The sequence below is a fragment of the Streptomyces sp. NPDC002640 genome, assembly GCF_053592575.1.
In genome coordinates this window covers 35441-53520 of record NZ_JBSFVZ010000025.1, presented here as the reverse complement: position 1 = coordinate 53520, position 18080 = coordinate 35441, and the positions used below count along the sequence as shown (strand labels likewise).

Below are 18080 nucleotides of genomic sequence, written 5' to 3'. Positions count from 1 at the left end.
AACACCTCGGCCGTGCCGGAGGAGGCGTCGGCCCTCAGCTCTCGGTGGCGTCTTCCAGGAGCAGGAAGCCCTGGTGGCTGCTGGGTTGCCAGGGCAACTTGCGCCGGTAGAGGTCGACGAGGAAGTTGTTGGTGTTGTGGTAGACGTACAGGGACGTCGGCTGGTCGAACAGCAGGTGTCCGTGGCTCCAGAGCGGGAGTTCGTCGAGCAGGTAGTGGGCAGCGACCCGCAGGTTCTCCGGGCCGGGAGCGAAGCCGTCAACGGCATGGGATGTCACCGGGGCCCGGCTGGTGGCGGTGCAGGCGGCCCGGAATGCCTCGTCGCGGCGGAAGAGTTCCTCGATCCGGCGGCGTAGCCCCTGGTAGAGGTCGGTGTCCATCAGCTCGGTGATGGAGTGCGCGTAGGCGGTGGGGACGTCCGCAAGGGCGCGGCGGGTGCGGTTGACCATGCGTCTGCCCTCGGTCCTGGCCTTGCGCACGGCCTTGGCCGGAGGGTTTCCGGCGCCGGCGAGGGTGTAGGCGGTGGGGTCGCTGACGACGACGAAGTCCGCCCGCCCGGCGTGCTCGGCCGCCCACCGGGCCAGGGTGGTGATGCGGTCCTGGCTGAAGTAGCTGTTGAAGGGGCTGATGCCGAACAGAAGGTGGTCGCCTCGGCGCAGCAGGGCGGCGTCGTCGTCGGTGAGTGTGGTGGCGCGGTAGTCGTCGGGCACGGCGGCCTCCAGGCCGGGCCGGGGGCGGGGAACGATGCGGCTCCCGGCCCCTGGTGAGGATCAGGGGTGAGGGTGAGCGTGACCGGGCCCGCGGTCCGGGTGACGCCGGTCGGGGTGAGGCAGTTGAGCGGGTTGAGCTGGAGGTCGGCGACGGCTTCGACGGCGTGGGCGCCCGCGTAACGGCCGGAGATCACCTCCCCGATCCCTGCGATGACCGACTCTCCGGCGGGCTTGAGGTTGAGGTTGAGGCGGTAGCGCACCACGCTGCTCTCCCCGTTGCTCCAGTGGTAGGTCCGCTCGTAGGGGGCGGATTCGCCGATGATGCAGGAGAGGGTGACCACGCCTGATCCGGTGCTGGTCGCGGAGACCACGGCGGCGTCGCCCACGCAGGGGCCGTAGGTGGCCTGCGCGTCGTAGGCGGTGGGCCGTGGGGCCAGGGTGAGGCCGGGCGTGTAGCTGTTGGTGATGATGCCGGGACACACCAGCAGCGGCGCGTCCGCTTCCGAGGCTGCGGCGGGTTGGGCGAAGGCGAGTCCGGCTGCGGCCAGGGCGGCGGTCAGGGCGGCGGTCAGTGAAGAGGACAACGATCGACGCATACGAGTTCCTTCGGTCGGACGCGCGGCGGTGTTTTCCGCGCGCTGTCGGATGGAGCACGGGCGGTTGCTTCGGTCTCCCGTCACAGGGGTACGGGGCACCGGGCGCGCGAGGCCGGTGTCTCAGCGTCCTTCCGGTGCACGGTGCACGGTGCCTTGGAAGCCGGTGCCCGGCACACTCACCGCACTCGGCAGCTGCGTCCGGCCTGGTTCGGTCAGACGGTCGACGGCCTCACGCGCCGTGGCGCGCAGCGTCGGGAGGGGGTGGGTGGTGGCGATGTCGTTGAGGACGTCGGCGGTGTTGCCGTCGCCGATATGGCCTGCGACGGCGCACAGCAGGTGCTGTCCGGTGCGGTGTCGCTCGACCGCGGTACCCAGGACGGTTCCGCCGGCGGTGTCGAAGAGGAACTGTTCGCGGGCTTGTTCCTCCGGCGTGTGCACCAGGAGGTTCAGTGAGACCGACGTGGCCGGGGCGGGGTGCTGGACATGGACGTCGCGGCTGGCCCGGTAGTGCATGAGCCGGCCGGTCGGCAGGCTCGTCTCCTCGACGGGCGTGAGGTCGACGCGGTCGCCCGCTGTCAGACCGGGGCGGTGGTCGTACTCCCAGATCTCGGTGCGGTAGCCGGGGCCGAGATGCCCGACGGTGAGGAAGCTGAAGTTGTGGTCGTGCGGGAGCTCGTAGGAGTGGAGCGCGGCCTCGTTCCGCTCCGCGGGTGACCAGATGTTGGCACGCACGGTCCATCCGGGGCCGGAACCGAGCAGCAGGACCGGCGCCGCATACCGGTTGCCCAACTGCCAGGACGCCAGGTCGCCGAGGGCGTCGTTGAGGCGCCTGACGATCAGCAGAGGGTCGGCGCCGAGGGCCCGCAGGAGGGGGGCGGAGGCCAGGAGACTGTCCGGGTCGGCCGGGTCGAGGCAGCCGTGCAGCTCGTCAAGGCAGTCGGCCAGGTCGACCGGGCCGCTCGGGGGGACGTCGACGATGCGTGTCATGCAAGGCTCTTTCCGGCGTGCGGTGGTGTGAAGGCGCGCGAGGTGCGTTCGCGTGTTCAGGGGGATGAGCGGGAGCGGTCGTTGTCGTCGGCGAGGAGGGTGAGGGCTTGGTCCGCGGCTTCGGCCACTTCCGGATGCGGGTCGCAGGCGGCCTGCTCCAGCAGGTGCCGTCCGGCGACCGGGTCCAAGGCGAAGACCGCCCGCACCGCCTGCCAGCGGACGAAATGGGCGTGGTGTCGTGCGAGTCGGTGCAGGGCCGGCAGGGCTTCCGGGCTCCCGGCCGCGACCAGGGCCGGGATCAACGCCAGCAGACGGGACGCGCCCGGGTCCGCGGCCACGACGTCGTCCAGGTGGCCGCTCTCCCTGTGCCAGGAGCAGCGCACCGCCAGCCGTGGCGGAGCGGTGAGCAGCGCACTGACCACGGGTGCGGGCTGGGGTGCCAGGACCACCACGTCGGCCTCCGGGTCGAAGGCCACGGCACAGCCCGGCTCGATCTCCACCGCTCGGGGTGCTCCCAGTCGAGGCCGACGGTGTTCCAGGGCAGGTCGCTCGTGGACCGTCAGGCGCAGTGGCTGCTGCGACTGCTGCGGCACGCCGATGACGAAGTCCTCCGCGGCTCCCCACACCGTTGCCGGCGAGGGCTCGTCGGCGCGGGTCAGGCGCAGGCACAGCGTCCATCGGGGTGTGCGCCGCACCGCGAGCATGTCCGGGGGGCAGCCGTCGGACGTCCCGGTGGCCGGGCCGGCGGTCAGGGCGTGCAGCCGTGCGGTGACCCAGTCGGCGGCGAACGGGGACCGCATCAGTCGTTCGAAATCGTTCCGGTGTCCGGCGAAGCCCGCCGAGCCGGGCGCCGCTGCCCGCGCCATGGCCCTCTGGAAGGCTTGGAGCGCCGGCTCGGCGTCCGGCTCGGTCGGGGCCATCAGCAGGGATCGGTCAGTATCTTGAGGATGATCGCCCACACGTCCGAGCAGGCACTGACCGAACCCTGTGTGGCGCCGGTCGGCGGGGCGTGCCGCACTTCGTGGCGCAGACCGCTGAACGGCAGGCCGTCACCTCCTGTCATGGCCGTGCTTGCGTGTGCTGTCATCTCCGACTTCATCACGACTCCCTTTTTCGGTTTTTCCGTCGGTTTCCTTCTCCGCCAGGGGCGAGGGCGGAAGGGGCTCGAGGGCCGACCGAACGCAGGTGGGGACTTGTCCGGTGCCGATTGCGGTAGCGTGCCGGCCTCTCGCCGTCATGTGCGACAAGGGCGCGGGCTTCTCGTGAAGGCTTCGGCCCTGGATTGACACTCACAGTGGAACCGCACTGTCCGCTCGGCAACAGCATGGGAACCGCCCGACGCGGATGGGGCGGATGGGACACAGGAGCCGGAGCACGGTGGTGAAAAGGGCGCACGAAACCCGGGCCGTGCGCTGCGACGGAAAGCTGCGCTTCATCCCCAGGCCGGTCGGCAGGACACCAGCGCCGGGTACGCCGGCGTCGGGGTCACACCCGGTGTGAATCCACACGCGCGGGTGTGCACGCGCGGGTGGGATGTGCACGCCCCCGTAACGGGCCATGGAGTCGCCGGCCACAAGACAGCAGGATCGTTTCTGTGCACAGCGACCGGCCGTCGGGGGCTTCCCCTGTCCGAGCTCCGCCCTGCACCGCCGGCAGACGGTGCCGCCGCCGATGCAACAACGCCACCGCACACCCAGGAGGCCCAAGCATGAGGCTGACCAGAATCGCCGCGCTGCTCCCAGCCGGCGTGTTCGCCCTGTCCGCCGCCTTCGTCTCCGCGGCTCCCGCTCAGGCGGACGAGCCGGAGAACCCGCTGGTCGTCTGCGAGGACGCCAACAACGAGATCGACGTCAACTTCCAAGGCGGCACCGCCGGCACCGAGACGAGCATCTGGCACGGGTGCGTCTCCGCGCAGTTCCCGTCGATCGTCTACGGCGAGGTGCAGCCCCGGCCGGGGACAGTGACAGGCACTCCCTCCGCGGCCACCGTCAACATCCCCCAGTGGAAGGTCGTCTACTACGACGCCAACGACGACGAGGTCGCCGAAACCGTCCTGAACGTCACCGTCACCTACCTCGGCCCCCTCCCGCAGGTCATGGTCGGCACCATGCTCGCCACCGACCCCAGTCTCCAGGTCACCGCCGGCACCGCCTCCCGCGCCTGCCGGACCGGCGACCTGTGCACCTACTACAACACCGCCCTGGCCATCGCCGCCCCGGCGGTCGCCGCCCCGGCCTGACGGAGCTCTCCGCGGCGCCGCGCTTTCCCAACACCGCCAAGCCACCGGCCGCACGCGAAGCCGCCGCCCTTGTGTTGCCCTCTCCCGGTGGCAGACACACGAGAAAGGACATCCAGATGTCTCGAGCAACCCGCCTTCTGATGACCGCCGCCTCGACCCTGGCAGCCACAGCGCTCCTCACCGGCCAGGCCACGGCCACCACCGCCGCGGACAACGCGAGCGGTACCTTCTACTTCACCGACCTCCTCGGCGGGAACCAGCAGGTCGTCGACCCCGAGCTGAACAGCTGCAAGCTGGTCTCCACCCTCGGCACCAGCGTGAGCAACCAGACCGACGCCACCGTCGTGCTGTACACCGACACCAGCTGCGCCCTGCTGGCCAACCCGGTGTCGCCCGGCAGCACCGTCACCTTCGTGTTCAAGTCCTACCGGTTCATCGACAGCTAGAAGCCGGTGTGACGTCACCGTGGTGACGAGCCGCCGACAGCGCCGAATCGGCGGGATCCGCCGCCGGCGTACGCGGCCACACCCATCGGGCCGGGGGCGTCACCCGCATTCCAGCGGATGGCGCCCCTCCTCGCGCTGCCCGCCATGCCTGGCCGCGGCTCTCACGCCTCCGCGGGTACGCGTGGGCTCCCCGCTCGAACCGCGCAGAACCCGGCGACCTGTCGTGGTTCGTCCGCCGCTCCCTGTGTCCTACCGGGCGATGTCCCGGACCGCCCGGGGATCAGAAGGACAGGTGGTCCGGGGTGATGCGGCGGTCCCGGGTGAGGAGTTCGCCGTCGTGCAGGACCAGGACGTCCTGGACCACGGAGCTGGGGCCCGCCACCGGGGCGGGGTCCCAGGGGCGGGTGACGAGGACCGTGCTGTAGCAGCGGGCGTCGAGGGCGCCGTCGGGGCGGTGGTCCACCCGCAGCATGGAGTACCAGTGCCGCCGCCGCACCGGCTCCGTGCCGAACCGCCGCTCGTGGGCCGCGCGCAGCGCCGCCGCGATCTCCGGCCGGCCCACGGCCGCGGGGCCGGTGGGGGAGGGGCGCAGCACCCCGTCGGCGGTGAAGGACGCCGCGAACTCCTCCGCCCGCAGGTCGTCCAGCAACCCGACCTGGCGGGCGTAGAACTGCTGGACCTGGGTGTACAGCGCGGCGTCGACGGCCTGCTGCCGCTCGGGAGCGATGTGGTCGATCATGACGGGACCTCCGGGTGTCACGGATGAGGACGGCACGCGCGGGGCCCGGGAGCGGGTGCGCGGTCGGGACGGACGGGACGGGGGCGACGGCTTCGGGGGGCGGCGGCCTCAGAGGGCGACGGCTTCGGGGGCGACGCCCTCAGGGGGCGAGGTCGTCGCGGCTGACCACCCGGTGCCGGGTGCGCCACTTGCCGCGCACCCGCACCAGCGCGTCCTCCATGACGCACACCCGGAGCACCCTCGACGGGCCACCGCGCGGCGTCACGTACACCAGGGCGTAGGCGCGGGCGCGCAGTTCCCCGTCGCGTCCCGGGCTGATGTCGAGCATCCCGATCCAGTGCCGCAGCCGCTCCCCGCTGCGCTCGTACTGGGCCGCGTTGCGGCGCACGTTGGCCACCAGTCCCTCGCGGCCGCGCACCGGCGCCTCCAGGGTGGGGACGTCGAAGACGGCGTCCTCGGTGAACGTGGCCGCCCAGCGCTCCGCGTCATGGGCGTCGAACAACTGCATCTGCCGCGAGTAGAACTGCTGGACCTCCGCGTACAGATGACCGAACTCCTGTGCCTCTCCCAGGGGTTGGGCACGGACGAGCAACTCGGTGGTCATGGGACCGACCTCCGTTCCATCGGATGCCGTCACTGTCCCTGGCGCAGATCGAGCGCCCTTCGAACATTCCTCAAGCGATCCGGCAGAACGTGGGACACACCTCGCCACGACCCCGAGGAGACCGAGCCCGTGCCGAACAACTCCTTCCCGGACCTGACGGTGGACGGGCTGCTGCGCTCGGCGGCCGCCCGCGACCCCCGGGGCGCCGCCGTCCGCACTCCGCACACGTCCCTCACCTTCCACGACCTCGACGCGCTGGCCGACCGGATCGCCGTGTTCCTCGAGCGGTGTCCCGGCCACCGGCCGGGCCGGCGGATCGGCGTCGCCAACACCCTCGACGCGACGTTCGCGGCCGCATACCACGGAACGCTCCGCGGTGGCGGCGTCGCCGTCCTGGTCAACCCGCTGACCGGCGAGGAGGCGCTGCGGCACGTCGTCGCCGCGTCCGGCGCGGAGATCGTGTTCGTGCCCTCCGCCACGGCCGGCCGGCTCGCCAAGATGCGCGACGACCTGCCGCGGCTGCGCACCGTCGTGGTGACCGACGCGCCGGACGGCGCCGTCCCGGAGGGGTGCGTCGGCCTGCACGCGGCGCTCGACGGGACACCGGAGGACGTCGCTCCGGCCCACCGAGGCGACCCGGACGCCGTCGCCTGCGTGCAGTTCACCACCGGCACCACCGGCCGGCCCAAGGGCGTGCTGCTCACCCACCGCAACCTGGTCGCCAATGCCTGGCAGACGGCGGTCGCCCACCGGCTGGGCCGGGACTCCGTCACCGTCAACCACCTGCCGCTGTTCCACGTCATGCACCTGAACTCGGCGCTGTACGCGGGCGCCTGCCAGGTGCTGTGCCAGGATCCGGACCCGCTGGTCTCGCTCGCCGTGGCGGCCGGCACCGGCGCGACCCACTACTACGGGCTGCCCGCCCGCCTGCACCGCCTGGCCGACGACCCCCGCCTCCCGCGGGCGCCCCGGGCGGCCCGCGGCGGTGCCCGGCTGACGGCCGTGCTGTCCGGCGGCTCGGCCCTGCGGCCCGCCGCCGCGCGGACCCTGAGCACCCTGCTGGGGGTGCCGGTCGTGCAGGGCTACGGCATGGCCGAGACGTCCCCGCTCACCCACTGCCAGCAGCCCGGCGGATACCGGGCCGGGGCCGTCGGCGTCCCCGTGCCCGCCACCCGGTGCCGGCTCGTCGACCTGACCACCCGCCGGCCCGTCGAGGTGTGGTCCACCGGCGAGGTGCAGGTGCGGGGCCCCCAGCTGGCCGCGGGCTACCTCGACGCCGACCTGGCCGCCCGGATCGACCCGGACGGCTGGTACTCCACGGGGGACCTGGGCTACGTCGACGCCGACGGCGCGCTGTGGCTGGTGGACCGCGTCGACGACGTCTTCAAGTACGACAACGAGATCGTCTCGCCCGGCCGCGTCGAGCGGATCCTCGGCGAGGACCCGCGGGTCGCCGACTGCCTGGTCGCCGACTGGCCGGATCCCGAACACGGTGGGCTGGTCTGGGCGGGCGTCGTGCTGCGCGATCCGGCCGGCCCGGGCGACGACCCCCGCGCGGTCCTCGACTCGATCGCCGCGCGCGCCAACGAGCGGCTGGCCGACTTCGAACGGATCCGCCGCACCGAGGCCCTGGACGCCGTGCCCCGCACCCCCACCGGCAAGCCCGAGCGCCGCAAGGTCCGGCACCGGCTCCGCACGCGGGCCGAGGGCCGGCCCCACGACCCCGCGCCCAGCCCGTCCCGTCCACCCCGCCCGCCCCGACAGGAGCAGACCGAGACCATGGTGACCTTCGTCAACAAGCTGACCGTGCACGGCGACCTGGACGCCTTCCTCGCCGTCAAGGGAAAGCTCACCTCGTACATGGCGGCGCAGCCCGGCTACGTCAGCCACCGCACCCTGCGGCACGCCGCGGACCCGCGTGTCTTCCTGGAGCTCGCCGTCTGGCAGGACGCCGACGCGCACCGCCGGGCCGTACGGGGCGACGAGTTCCAGGCCCTGGTGCGGCGGCTCGGCCCGCTGGCCACCCCGGACCCGGGCCTGTACGAGACCCTCGAGGAGGCCGCGTGATGCCCGCCGCCGCACCCGAGGCCGTCGTCGTCGGCGCCGGCCCCGTCGGACTGACCGCCGCCCACGAGCTGGCCCGTCGCGGGCTGCGGGTCCGGCTGGTCGACGCCGCGCCGGCGCCCGCCGTCACCAGCAGGGCCGTCGCCGTGCACCCGCGCACCCTCGAGACGTTCACCCAGATGGGTGTGGTCGACGCGCTGCTGCCGCACGGCCGCAAGAACCGCGCGTTCACCATGTTCGCCGGCGGGCGGCGCCTGGTGCGTCTGGAGGCCGACTACTCCACGATGCCCACCTCGTACCCGTACACGCTGATCGTCGCCCAGACCGACACGGAGGCGGTGCTGCGGGCCGCGGTCGCCCGGCTCGGCGTGGAGATCGAGTGGAACACCCGCCTGACCGGTTTCCGGCAGGACACCGACGGCGTCCACGTCCGCCTGACCCGCGCCGACGGCACCGAGGAGAGCCTGCGCACCTCGTGGCTGGTCGGCTGCGACGGCGGGCACAGCACCGTGCGCAAGCTGCTCGGCCTGGAGCTGATCGGCACGACCAGCGAGACCTGGATGCTCGCCGACGCCCCGGTCGACACGGACCTGCCGCCCGACACCATCTACTGGACCCACACGGGCCGCCAGGCGCTGATGATGGTGCCCTACGCCCGCGACGGGCACTGGCGGCTCCTGGACACCGCCCCGCGGACCGGCGACGCCGGCGCGGCGGCGCGGCTGAGCGCCAAGCTGTCCACCGGGCTCGGCCGCCGGGTCCGGGTCGGGGAGCCGGAGTGGACGTCGGTGTTCACCTTCCAGCAGCGGATGGTGCCCCGCATGCGCGTCGGCCGCGTCTTCGTGGCCGGGGACGCCGCCCACGTGCACAGTCCCGCCTCCGGGCAGGGCATGAACACCGGCATCCAGGAGGCGTACAACCTGGGCTGGAAGCTGGCCCAGGTCCACCACCGGCACGCGGGCACCCGGCTGCTCGACACCTACGGCGAGGAACGCGTCCCCATCGGCCGCGCCCTGCTGGGTTCCACCCGCACCGCCACGTTCCTGGTGCAGATGAAGAACCTGCTCGCCTCCGTCGCGCTGCCCGCCGTCTTCGCCGTGGTCCGGACCGTGCCCGCCCTGCGCCGGGCCATCCAGCGCAAGGTGCTCGGCGGCATGTCCGGCCTGCGCATCGCCTACCGCGAGTCCACCCTGACCACCGCGGAGACGCGCGAGCACCTCGGCTGGGCCGCCCAGGGCGTCGTCCTCGCCACCCTCCCCGAACACGCCCCCGCCCCCGGCGAGCGGGTCACCTCGGGCCAGGTCCACGACCCGGCGGCGCCCGGCTGCCGCGCCCTGCACGACGAACTCCGCGACCCCCGCTGGTCGCTGCTGTTCGCCCCGGGCGGCGCCCACGCCGGCACCGACGACGCCCCGGACGACACCCCCGACGACGTGGCGGTGACCGCCGCCGTCCAGTACGGCGAGTGGCTGTCCGTGCGCACCGTCGAGGACGACGGCGGCGGCCGGGCCGGACCGGCCCCCCTGCCCGACCCGGACGGCGCGCTGCGTGTCGCGCTCGGCCTGCCGCCCGGCGGCTGGGTGCTCGTCCGCCCGGACGGCTACGTCGCCGCCCGGGGCGCCCTGCTCACCCGCACGGCGCTGCGAAGGGCGCTGGCCCCGCTGGACCCGTCCGAGCCCCTGGCGGGCATGGCGCGGCTCGAGCCGGGCCTTGTGCTGCCCGCCCCCACCCACCGGCCGAAGGAGCAAGGAGCATGACCGACACCCGGCCCGTCGCCCTGGTCACCGGCGGAACGAGCGGCATCGGCCTGGAGGTGGTGCGGGAACTGGCCCGCTCCGGACACCGGGTCTTCCTGTGCGCCCGCACCGAGCAGGACGTCAAGCAGACCGTGGCCGACCTGCGCGAGGAGGGCCTGGAGGTCGACGGCCTCGCCGCCGACGTGCGGTCGCGTCCCTCGGTGGCCGCGCTGGTGCGTGCCGCCGTCGAGACGTACGGCCCGCTCACCGTGCTGGTCAACAACGCCGGCCGCAGTGGCGGCGGGCCCACCGCGGACATCGACGACGACCTCTGGTACGACGTCATCGACACCAACCTGAACAGCGTCTTCCTGGTGACCCGGGAGGCCCTGAAGCACGGCGGGCTCGCCGGCGCCGCCGGCGGCCGGATCGTCAACATCGCCTCCACCGCCGGCAAGCAGGGGGTCCTGCTGGGCGCCCCGTACAGCGCGTCCAAGCACGGCGTGGTCGGCTTCACCAAGGCCCTGGGGCGGGAACTGGCGCCCTCCGGCGTCACCGTCAACGCCGTCTGCCCCGGTTACGTGGAGACGCCGATGGCCGCCCGGGTCCGGCAGGGGTACGCCGCCGCCTGGGACACCACCGAGGAGGCCGTCCAGGAGCAGTTCGAGGCGAAGATCCCGCTCGGCCGCTACTCCACCCCCGGGGAGGTCGCGGCGCTCGTGGGCCATCTGGTCTCCGCGTCCGCCGCCTCCATCACCGCCCAGGCGCTCAACGTCTGCGGCGGGCTGGGCAACTACTGATTCCCGACAAGAAGAGGAGGTGTTCGTGGTGACGGGTCAGCACGTGCACCGCACGTCGCACTCGATCGACGTGGACGCACCGGCCGCGGTGGTCTACGGCCTGATCTCGGACGCGGTCCGCTGGCCGCTGTTCTTCCCGCCCAACGTGCACGTCGAGCGCCTGGAGTTCGACGGGACGCACGAACGGCTGCGGATGTGGGCGACGGCCTCCGGCGAGGTGAGGTCCTGGGCCTCCGACCGCGTCCAGGATCCGCAGACCCGGCGCATCGAGTTCCGGCAGTCGCACCCCCAGGCGCCGATCGACACGATGCGCGGGATCTGGGCGGTGGAGGAGCTGCCGGGCGGAGCCGCCCGGCTGACCCTGCTGCACGACTTCACCGTCCACGGCGACCGGGCCCAGGACGCGGCCTGGGTCGAGCGGGCGGTGGACACCAACTCCCGGTCCGAGCTGGCCGGCGTCAAGCACGTCGCGGAACGCTGGCACAAGCTGGACGAGCTGGTGCTGTCGTTCGAGGACTCCATCCGCGTCGAGGGACCGGCCGAGCCGGTGTACGACTTCCTGTACCGGGCCGGGGACTGGCCGGACCTCGTGCCGCACGTGGCGCGGCTGGACCTGGTCGAGCGCACCCCCGGGGTCCAGGTGATGGCGATGGACACGCTCACCGCGGACGGCGCCTCGCACACCACCGAGTCGGTGCGGATCTGCTTCCCGCACGCCGGCCGCATCGTCTACAAGCAGACCGCCACGCCCGCCCTGATGGAGGCGCACACCGGCGAGTGGTCGGTGGTGTCGGACGCGAGCGGCACGACGGTGGTCTCCCAGCACAGCGTGGTGCTGCGCGAGGAGGCCGTGGAGCGCGTCCTCGGCCCGGGCGCCGACCTGGCGCGGGCCCGCCGCCACGTCCGTGAGGCGCTCGGCCGCAACTCCACGGCCACCATGGAGCTGGCCGCACGGCACGCGCTCGCCGCGCGCTGAGACCGGCCCGCCCCGCCCGGCGAAGGCTCCGGCGGCCTCCCCCTCGGGATGCCTCCGGGGCCTTTCCGCGTGCCCGCGCGTGCCCGCGCGACCCCCCGCGCGACTCCCGCGGGCACGCCGCCCGACGGTCCGGGAAGGCACCCGCCGGTGTCGACCACAGCTCCGGCTCCGCTCTAGCCGACGCCCCGACAGTGGGCTGACGACGGACACCCTCGAAAGGGGCACAGGGCCGTAACGGGCGCTCGACCCTTTTCCGGACGGCCGACACCTCAAGGAGAGGCATGAGCCCCAAGAACATCACCGAGCCGGTCGCCTGGCACCTGGCCCTGGTCAGCGGCACCACCGGCACGACCCGTGACGCAGGACTTGCCGGACTCAAGGCCCGCTACGCCCAGGGTCACACCCGCGAGGACGTGCCGGTGCGCATCCGCACCGTCGGCAGCACCGAGGGAGGACACCGCGGCGCCGTCCTGACGGGCGCGGGCGCCGCCACCGAGATCGGCTCCCGGGAGGCCGGCGACACGGCACCGGTCGCCTTCATGTTCCCGGGCCTCGGTGACCACTACCTCGACATGGGCCGGGACCTCTACCAGGACTTCCCCGTCTTCCGCACCGCCCTCGACGAGTGCGCCACGGAGCTCCGGGACGAACTGGGCCTGGACATCCGCGAGATCGTGTTCGCCGGCCCCCGGGAGGACGGCGCCGCGGCCGACGCCGCGCCCACCGTCGACCTGCGCCGGATGCTCGGCCGGGACACCGGCCCGCGCAGCGAGGCCGAGCGCCTCCTGAACACCACCCGCCTGGCGCAGCCGGCGCTCTTCGTCGTGGAGTACGCGCTCGCCCGGCTCTGGGAGTCCTGGGGCGCCAGGCCCTCCCTCATGATCGGCTACAGCCTCGGCGAGTACGTCGCGGCCACCATCTCCGGCGTCCTGAGCCTGAAGGACGCCCTGACCCTGGTGGCCCGCCGCGCCGCACTCATCGACGGGCTGCCCGAGGGCGCCATGCTCGCCGTGATGCTGCCCGAGGAGCAGGTCACCGCCCACCTCGGCGCGGAGCTGTCGCTCTCCGCCGTCAACGGCCCCGAGTTCTGCGTGGTGGCCGGCCCCGTGCCCGCGGTCGAGGCGCTCGAGGCGTCCCTGCGCGAGCAGGGCGTCGTCAGCCGCCGCGTGCGCACCACGCACGCCTTCCACTCCTCGATGATGGAGCCCCTCGCCGAGCAGGTCACCGAGCTCGCGCGGACCTTCACCCTCAACGCCCCGCGCATCCCCTACGTCTCCAACGTCACCGGCGAGCCGATCACCGCCGAGCAGGCCACCGATCCCGCGTACTGGGCCCGCCACCTGGTCAGCCCGGTCCGGTTCGCCGACGGGCTGCGGCACCTCGCCGAGATCCCGCTGCTGCTGGAGACCGGCCCCGGGCAGACCCTCAGCAGCCTGGCCACCCTCGGGCGCGGCCGCGAGGCCGGCACGATCGTCGCCTCGATGCGCCACCCGCTGGAGCGCCACTCGGACTCGGCCGTCGCCCTGAAGGCGCTGGGCCGGCTCTGGCTCGCCGGCGCCGACATCGACTGGACCGGCTTCCCCGCCGACGAGCTGGACATGGTCGCCGACGGCGCCTCCAAGGCCGCCCGGCACACCGAGGGGCAGGACGAGCCCGGTCCCACCGAGCAGGAGCTGTCCGGTCTGTGGGCGCGGCTGCTGAAGAACGAGCAGCTGCCCCGTGACGTCAGCTTCTTCGAGATGGGCGGCAACTCGCTCCTGGCCACCCGGCTGATCCTGCGGATCAAGCGCGCCTTCGGCGTCGACATGACGCTGCGGCAGGTCTACGAGTGGTCGACGCTCCCCCGGATGGCGGCCGCCGTGGAGACGCTGCGGCAGGGCGGCGAGCTCGGCTCCGAGGGCACCTCGCACACCGGCAACTCCCTGGCCCGCTTCCGGCTGCCCAACGGCCTGACGGTCTGGCACCAGAACGAGGCGGAGACCCGGCACTTCTACGAGGACATCTTCGACCACCGCACCTACGCCAAGAACGGCATCTCGATCCCCGACGGCGCCACCGTCGTGGACGTCGGCGGCAACATCGGCCTGTTCAGTCTCTTCGCCCACTACGAGGCGAAGGACGTGCGGGTCTTCACCTTCGAGCCGGCCCCGCCGATGTTCGAACTGCTGAGCCGCAACGTCGCCGAGCACGGCGTCGACGCCAACCTCTTCAACATCGGCGTCTCCGACAGCGAGGCCACGGCGACGTTCACCTTCTACCCGCGCAGCTCCGGCATGTCCTCCTTCCACCCGGACGAGGCGGAGGAGAAGCACAACCTGCGCACCATCATCGCCAACCAGCAGAAGGACGGCGCCGACGCCGAGACGGCCCGGCTCGCCTCCTCCGACGAGCTGATCGACGTCCGCTTCGAGGCGGTCGAGTTCACCGCCACCCTGCGCCCGCTGAGCGCCGTCATCCGCGAGCAGGGCATCGAACGGATCGACCTCATCAAGATCGACGTGCAGAAGAGCGAACGCCAGGTCATCGACGGCATCGACGAGGCGGACTGGCCCAAGATCCAGCAGATGGTGCTCGAGGTGCACGACGCGGACGGAGAGGTCGAGCGGCTCGCCGAGCAGCTGCGCGGCCACGGCTTCACCGTCACGGCCGAGCAGGACGAGCTGTACGTCGGTACGGACATCCACAACATCTACGCCGTGCGCGGCGACGCACGCTAACGGAGACGCACGAGATGGAATTCCAGACCGTAGGAGTCGTCGGAGCCGGAGTCATGGGCGTCGGCGTCGCGCAGAACCTCGCCCAGACGGGTCACCGGGTGGTGCTCGTGGACGTCTCCGAGGACGTCCTGGACAACGCGCGCCGCGAGCTGCGGACCAGCCTGCGCGCCTACGCCCTGTTCAACAGGGGCGCCGCGGTCGATCCGGCCGACGTGTTCGACCGGATCGACTTCACCACGGACTACGAGCTGCTCGCCAAGGCCGACTTCGTCGTCGAGAACGTCACCGAGGACTGGGACGTCAAGCGGGCCGTCTACGAGCGGATCGACCGCATCGTGCGCCCCGAGGTGGTGTTCGCCGTCAACACCTCGGCGATCTCCATCACCCGGGTCGGCTCCATCACCAGCCGCTCCGAACGGGTCGTCGGCATGCACTTCATGAACCCGGTGCCGATGAAGCCGATGGTCGAGGTCATCCGCGGCTACCACACCACCCCCGAGACCCTGGACACCGCGCGCGCCTTCCTCGCCGGCATGGGCAAGGACTGCATCGTCGTCGAGGACGTGCCCGGGTTCGTCTCCAACCGCGTGCTGATGCTCACCATCAACGAGGCGGTCTTCCTGGTCCAGGACGGGGTCGCCCCCGCGGCCGACGTCGACCGCATCTTCAAGACCTGCTTCGACCACCGGATGGGCCCGCTCGAGACGGCCGACCTGATCGGCCTCGACACCATCCTCAAGTCCGTCGAGGTGCTCTACGAGAGCTTCAACGACGACAAGTACCGGCCGGCCCCGCTGCTGAAGAAGATGGTCGCCGCCGGCCTGCTGGGACGCAAGAGCGGCGAGGGCTTCCACAAGTACCGCTGAGCCCCGCCCCTCCGCCATCCCCCTCACTCCCACGACGACAGGACGGAAGCAGAAGATGAGCACGGACAACAGGACCCGGATCGCGGAGTACCTCTCCCGCTTCTTCCCGGTCCAGGACCTCGAGGACGACGACGACATCTTCGAGCTCGGCTTCGTCAGCTCGATGTTCGCGATGCAGCTGGTGTCCTTCGTCGAGCACGAGTTCGGCATCACGGTCGAGAACGAGGACCTGGAACTGGAGCACTTCCGGTCCATCAGCGCGCTCGACGCCTTCGTCGCCCGCAAGCTGTCCGCGCCGGTTCCCCAGTAGGCGCCGGGGCGGACACGACGATGACCGGAGGACTCACCGCGGAACAGCGGCAGGCCGCCAAGGAGTTCAGGGCGTTCGCCGAGCACCGCGTCGCACCCCACGCGGACGACTGGCACCGCGCCCAGCGCACCCCGCCCGAGATCGTCCGCCTCCTCGCGGACGAGGGCCTCCTGGGCCTGCCGGTGCCGCGCGCCTACGGCGGCGGCGGCTGCGACGCGGTCACGCTCGGACTGCTCGCCGCCGAACTGGGACGGGCCTGTTCCTCGGTGCGCAGCCTTCTCACCGTCCACACGATGGTGGCGCACGCCATCGCCCGCTGGGGCGGCCGGGAGCTGAAGGAGACCTGGCTCCCCCGGCTGGCCCGGGGCGAGAGCGTCGCCGCCCTCGCCGTCTCCGAACCGGACGCCGGCAGCGACGCGGCCGGCGTGACCACCCGCATGGAGCGCGACGGCGACACCTGGACGGTCGACGGCCACAAGAGGTGGATCACCTACGGGGAGACCGCCGACCTGTTCCTCGTCGTCGGCCGCGGCGAGGAGGGCCCGACGGCGCTGCTCGTCGAGCGCGACACCCCCGGCCTGTCCACCACGCTGATCGAGGACATGATCGGCATCCGCGCCTCCATGACCGCGGACGTCCGCCTCGACGGCTGCCGCGTCCCGGCCGGCAACCTGCTGGCCCGCCCGGGGCTCGGCGTGTCCCACGTCGTCGGAGCCGCCCTCGACCTGGGGCGCTACACCGTCGGCTGGGGCTGCGTCGGCATCCTCGACGCCTGCCTGGAGGCGAGCGTCGACTACGCCGGGCGGCGCCGGCAGTTCGGCGTCCCCATCAAGGAGCACCAGCTGGTGCGCCGCATGATCAGCGACATGTACACCAACGCCCGGGCGGCCCGGCTGCTGTGCCTGGAGGCCGGACGCCTGCGCGACGAGCACGACCCCGGCGCGCTGGCGGCCACCTCCACCGCCAAGTACTTCGCCGCCACCGCGGCCGGCCGGGCGGCCGCCGACGCCGTGCAGATCCACGGGGCCAACGGCTGCAGCTCCGACTACCCGGTCCAGCGCCTCCTGGGCGACTCCCGGGTCATGGAGATCATCGAGGGCAGCGCGCAGCTCCACCAGGTGGGCCTCGCCGAATACGCCTTCCACGAGTGCGCACCGAGGAGTTCGCGATGACCACGACCGTGACCACGACCGTCACGTCCGCCCCCACCGTCAAGTGCGTGGTGTGGGACCTCGACAACACCGTCTGGGACGGCGTGCTGCTGGAGGACGGCCGGGTGACCCTGCGGCCGGCCGTCGTGGAGGTGATCCGCACCCTGGACGAGCGGGGCATCCTCAACTCGATCGCCAGCCGCAACGACCACGACGCGGCGATGGCGAAGCTGGAGGAGCTGGGCATCGCCGACTTCTTCCTCCACCCCCAGATCAACTGGGGCAACAAGTCCGACTCGGTGCGGGCCGTCGCCGAGGCGTTCAACATCGGCATCGACACCCTCGCCTTCGTCGACGACCAGCCCTTCGAGCGGGACGAGGTGCGCTTCGCCCACGCCGAGGTGCTGTGCGTGGACGCGGCGGACGCCGCCGGCATCCCGGGTCTGCCCCGGATGCGGCCCCGCTTCGTCACCGCCGACTCCCGCGAGCGCCGGCACCTGTACCGCGCCGACGTCCGCCGCAAGGAGGCGCAGGAGACGCACGCCGGCACCGACGAGGAGTTCCTCGCCTCGCTGGGCATGCGCTTCACCATCGGCCCGGCCCACGAGCGGGACCTGCAGCGCGCGGAGGAGCTCACCGTGCGCACCAACCAGCTCAACGCCACCGGCTACACCTACTCCTACGACGAGCTGGACGCCTTCCGCCGCTCGCCCGACCACGACCTGCTGGTGGCCGGCCTGGAGGACCGCTACGGCACCTACGGCAAGATCGGCCTGGCCCTGGTCGAGCGCGGCGCCGACGCCTGGACCGTCAAGCTGCTGCTGATGTCCTGCCGCGTGATGTCGCGCGGCGTCGGCACGGTGCTGCTGGGCCACCTGATCCGTTCCGCCCACGAGGCGGGCGTGCCGCTGCGCGCGGAGTTCGTGCCCACCGACCGCAACCGGGTCATGTACGTCACCTACAAGTTCGCCGGCTTCCGCGAGGCGGCCCGCGAGGACGGCCTGACCGTCCTCGAGCACGACGGGTCCCGGCTGCCGGAGTTCCCGCCGTACATGGACGTCACGGTCGAGAGCTGATCCACCAGCGCACCACCCCACCCTGCGACCCTCCTGCGACGGAACGAGACGGCGAGACGGATGG

General features: G+C 72.5%; 17 protein-coding genes. 11 read left to right on the top strand and 6 right to left on the bottom strand.

Going from position 1 to position 18080, the window contains the following annotated elements; all coding sequences use genetic code 11:
- Positions 1-34: 34 nt before the first annotated feature.
- The 4 genes from ACWD3O_RS27590 to ACWD3O_RS27575 form a co-directional block, all read right to left on the bottom strand.
- The gene (locus ACWD3O_RS27590; protein WP_451417737.1) at positions 35-709 is read right to left on the bottom strand and encodes a tRNA-dependent cyclodipeptide synthase; all 675 of its coding nucleotides are present in this window, start codon (positions 707-709) and stop codon (positions 35-37) included.
- A 716-nt stretch (positions 710-1425) separates the two neighbouring features.
- Entirely contained in the window at positions 1426-2292 is an 867-nt protein-coding gene (locus tag ACWD3O_RS27585) for a hypothetical protein (protein ID WP_451417736.1), read from the bottom strand.
- A gap of 56 nt (positions 2293-2348) precedes the next feature.
- Complete coding sequence (locus tag ACWD3O_RS27580) at positions 2349-3212, bottom strand: HEAT repeat domain-containing protein (protein ID WP_451417735.1); 864 nt, start codon at positions 3210-3212, stop codon at positions 2349-2351.
- Positions 3212-3391, bottom strand: coding sequence for a hypothetical protein (locus tag ACWD3O_RS27575; RefSeq protein WP_451417734.1), 180 nt, complete (start codon positions 3389-3391; stop codon positions 3212-3214). Before ACWD3O_RS27575 ends, ACWD3O_RS27580 begins: the two co-directional genes overlap by 1 nt.
- A gap of 609 nt (positions 3392-4000) precedes the next feature.
- On the opposite strand from ACWD3O_RS27575, the gene ACWD3O_RS27570 reads away from it, so the two are divergent.
- Together ACWD3O_RS27570 and ACWD3O_RS27565 are read left to right on the top strand one after the other, a co-directional pair.
- A complete protein-coding gene (locus tag ACWD3O_RS27570; RefSeq protein ID WP_451417733.1) occupies positions 4001-4531 on the top strand; it encodes a hypothetical protein in 531 nt (176 codons plus the stop codon).
- Positions 4532-4647: 116 nt separating this feature from the next.
- Positions 4648-4977 carry a hypothetical protein gene (locus tag ACWD3O_RS27565; RefSeq protein WP_451417732.1) on the top strand — a complete coding sequence of 110 codons (330 nt, stop codon included), beginning with the start codon at positions 4648-4650 and terminating at the stop codon, positions 4975-4977.
- Positions 4978-5257: 280 nt separating this feature from the next.
- On the opposite strand, the gene ACWD3O_RS27560 is transcribed toward ACWD3O_RS27565, so the two are convergent.
- The gene (locus ACWD3O_RS27560; protein ID WP_451417731.1) at positions 5258-5716 is read right to left on the bottom strand and encodes a nuclear transport factor 2 family protein; all 459 of its coding nucleotides are present in this window, start codon (positions 5714-5716) and stop codon (positions 5258-5260) included.
- 139 nt (positions 5717-5855) lie between these two features.
- Positions 5856-6320, bottom strand: a complete 465-nt coding sequence (locus ACWD3O_RS27555) for a nuclear transport factor 2 family protein (RefSeq protein WP_451413782.1) — start codon at positions 6318-6320, stop codon at positions 5856-5858.
- A gap of 129 nt (positions 6321-6449) precedes the next feature.
- Between ACWD3O_RS27555 and ACWD3O_RS27550 the strand changes: the two genes are divergently transcribed.
- The 9 genes from ACWD3O_RS27550 (at position 6450) to ACWD3O_RS27510 (ending at position 18016) form a co-directional block, all read left to right on the top strand.
- Complete coding sequence (locus ACWD3O_RS27550; protein WP_451413783.1) at positions 6450-8387, top strand: AMP-binding protein; 1938 nt, start codon at positions 6450-6452, stop codon at positions 8385-8387.
- Positions 8387-10141: an FAD-dependent oxidoreductase gene (locus tag ACWD3O_RS27545; RefSeq protein WP_451417730.1), complete on the top strand. Its 1755-nt coding sequence runs from the start codon at positions 8387-8389 to the stop codon at positions 10139-10141. Before ACWD3O_RS27550 ends, ACWD3O_RS27545 begins: the two co-directional genes overlap by 1 nt.
- A complete protein-coding gene (locus tag ACWD3O_RS27540; protein ID WP_451413785.1) occupies positions 10138-10920 on the top strand; it encodes an SDR family NAD(P)-dependent oxidoreductase in 783 nt (260 codons plus the stop codon). Before ACWD3O_RS27545 ends, ACWD3O_RS27540 begins: the two co-directional genes overlap by 4 nt.
- A gap of 28 nt (positions 10921-10948) precedes the next feature.
- Positions 10949-11896 (top strand): aromatase/cyclase, encoded by a 948-nt coding sequence (locus ACWD3O_RS27535; RefSeq protein ID WP_451413786.1) that lies wholly within the window; start codon positions 10949-10951, stop codon positions 11894-11896.
- A 281-nt stretch (positions 11897-12177) separates the two neighbouring features.
- A complete protein-coding gene (locus tag ACWD3O_RS27530; RefSeq protein ID WP_451413787.1) occupies positions 12178-14613 on the top strand; it encodes an FkbM family methyltransferase in 2436 nt (811 codons plus the stop codon).
- 14 nt (positions 14614-14627) lie between these two features.
- A complete protein-coding gene (locus ACWD3O_RS27525; RefSeq protein WP_451417729.1) occupies positions 14628-15479 on the top strand; it encodes a 3-hydroxyacyl-CoA dehydrogenase family protein in 852 nt (283 codons plus the stop codon).
- 55 nt (positions 15480-15534) lie between these two features.
- A complete protein-coding gene (locus ACWD3O_RS27520; protein ID WP_451413789.1) occupies positions 15535-15789 on the top strand; it encodes an acyl carrier protein in 255 nt (84 codons plus the stop codon).
- A gap of 20 nt (positions 15790-15809) precedes the next feature.
- On the top strand, positions 15810-16961 hold the full coding sequence (locus tag ACWD3O_RS27515; RefSeq protein WP_451417728.1) for an acyl-CoA dehydrogenase family protein: 1152 nt from the start codon (positions 15810-15812) through the stop codon (positions 16959-16961).
- Positions 16958-18016: an HAD-IIIC family phosphatase gene (locus ACWD3O_RS27510; protein ID WP_451413791.1), complete on the top strand. Its 1059-nt coding sequence runs from the start codon at positions 16958-16960 to the stop codon at positions 18014-18016. Before ACWD3O_RS27515 ends, ACWD3O_RS27510 begins: the two co-directional genes overlap by 4 nt.
- The last annotated feature ends 64 nt before the right edge of the window (positions 18017-18080 follow it).

Coding starts and splice junctions, on each gene's coding strand:
- ACWD3O_RS27585 (WP_451417736.1), bottom strand. CDS start 2,292: ATGACACGCATCGTCGACGTCCCCCCGAGCGGCCCGGTCGACCTGGCC.
- ACWD3O_RS27580 (WP_451417735.1), bottom strand. CDS start 3,212: ATGGCCCCGACCGAGCCGGACGCCGAGCCGGCGCTCCAAGCCTTCCAG.
- ACWD3O_RS27575 (WP_451417734.1), bottom strand. CDS start 3,391: ATGAAGTCGGAGATGACAGCACACGCAAGCACGGCCATGACAGGAGGT.
- ACWD3O_RS27570 (WP_451417733.1), top strand. CDS start 4,001: ATGAGGCTGACCAGAATCGCCGCGCTGCTCCCAGCCGGCGTGTTCGCC.
- ACWD3O_RS27565 (WP_451417732.1), top strand. CDS start 4,648: ATGTCTCGAGCAACCCGCCTTCTGATGACCGCCGCCTCGACCCTGGCA.
- ACWD3O_RS27560 (WP_451417731.1), bottom strand. CDS start 5,716: ATGATCGACCACATCGCTCCCGAGCGGCAGCAGGCCGTCGACGCCGCG.
- ACWD3O_RS27555 (WP_451413782.1), bottom strand. CDS start 6,320: ATGACCACCGAGTTGCTCGTCCGTGCCCAACCCCTGGGAGAGGCACAG.
- ACWD3O_RS27545 (WP_451417730.1), top strand. CDS start 8,387: ATGCCCGCCGCCGCACCCGAGGCCGTCGTCGTCGGCGCCGGCCCCGTC.
- ACWD3O_RS27540 (WP_451413785.1), top strand. CDS start 10,138: ATGACCGACACCCGGCCCGTCGCCCTGGTCACCGGCGGAACGAGCGGC.
- ACWD3O_RS27530 (WP_451413787.1), top strand. CDS start 12,178: ATGAGCCCCAAGAACATCACCGAGCCGGTCGCCTGGCACCTGGCCCTG.
- ACWD3O_RS27525 (WP_451417729.1), top strand. CDS start 14,628: ATGGAATTCCAGACCGTAGGAGTCGTCGGAGCCGGAGTCATGGGCGTC.
- ACWD3O_RS27520 (WP_451413789.1), top strand. CDS start 15,535: ATGAGCACGGACAACAGGACCCGGATCGCGGAGTACCTCTCCCGCTTC.
- ACWD3O_RS27515 (WP_451417728.1), top strand. CDS start 15,810: ATGACCGGAGGACTCACCGCGGAACAGCGGCAGGCCGCCAAGGAGTTC.
- ACWD3O_RS27510 (WP_451413791.1), top strand. CDS start 16,958: ATGACCACGACCGTGACCACGACCGTCACGTCCGCCCCCACCGTCAAG.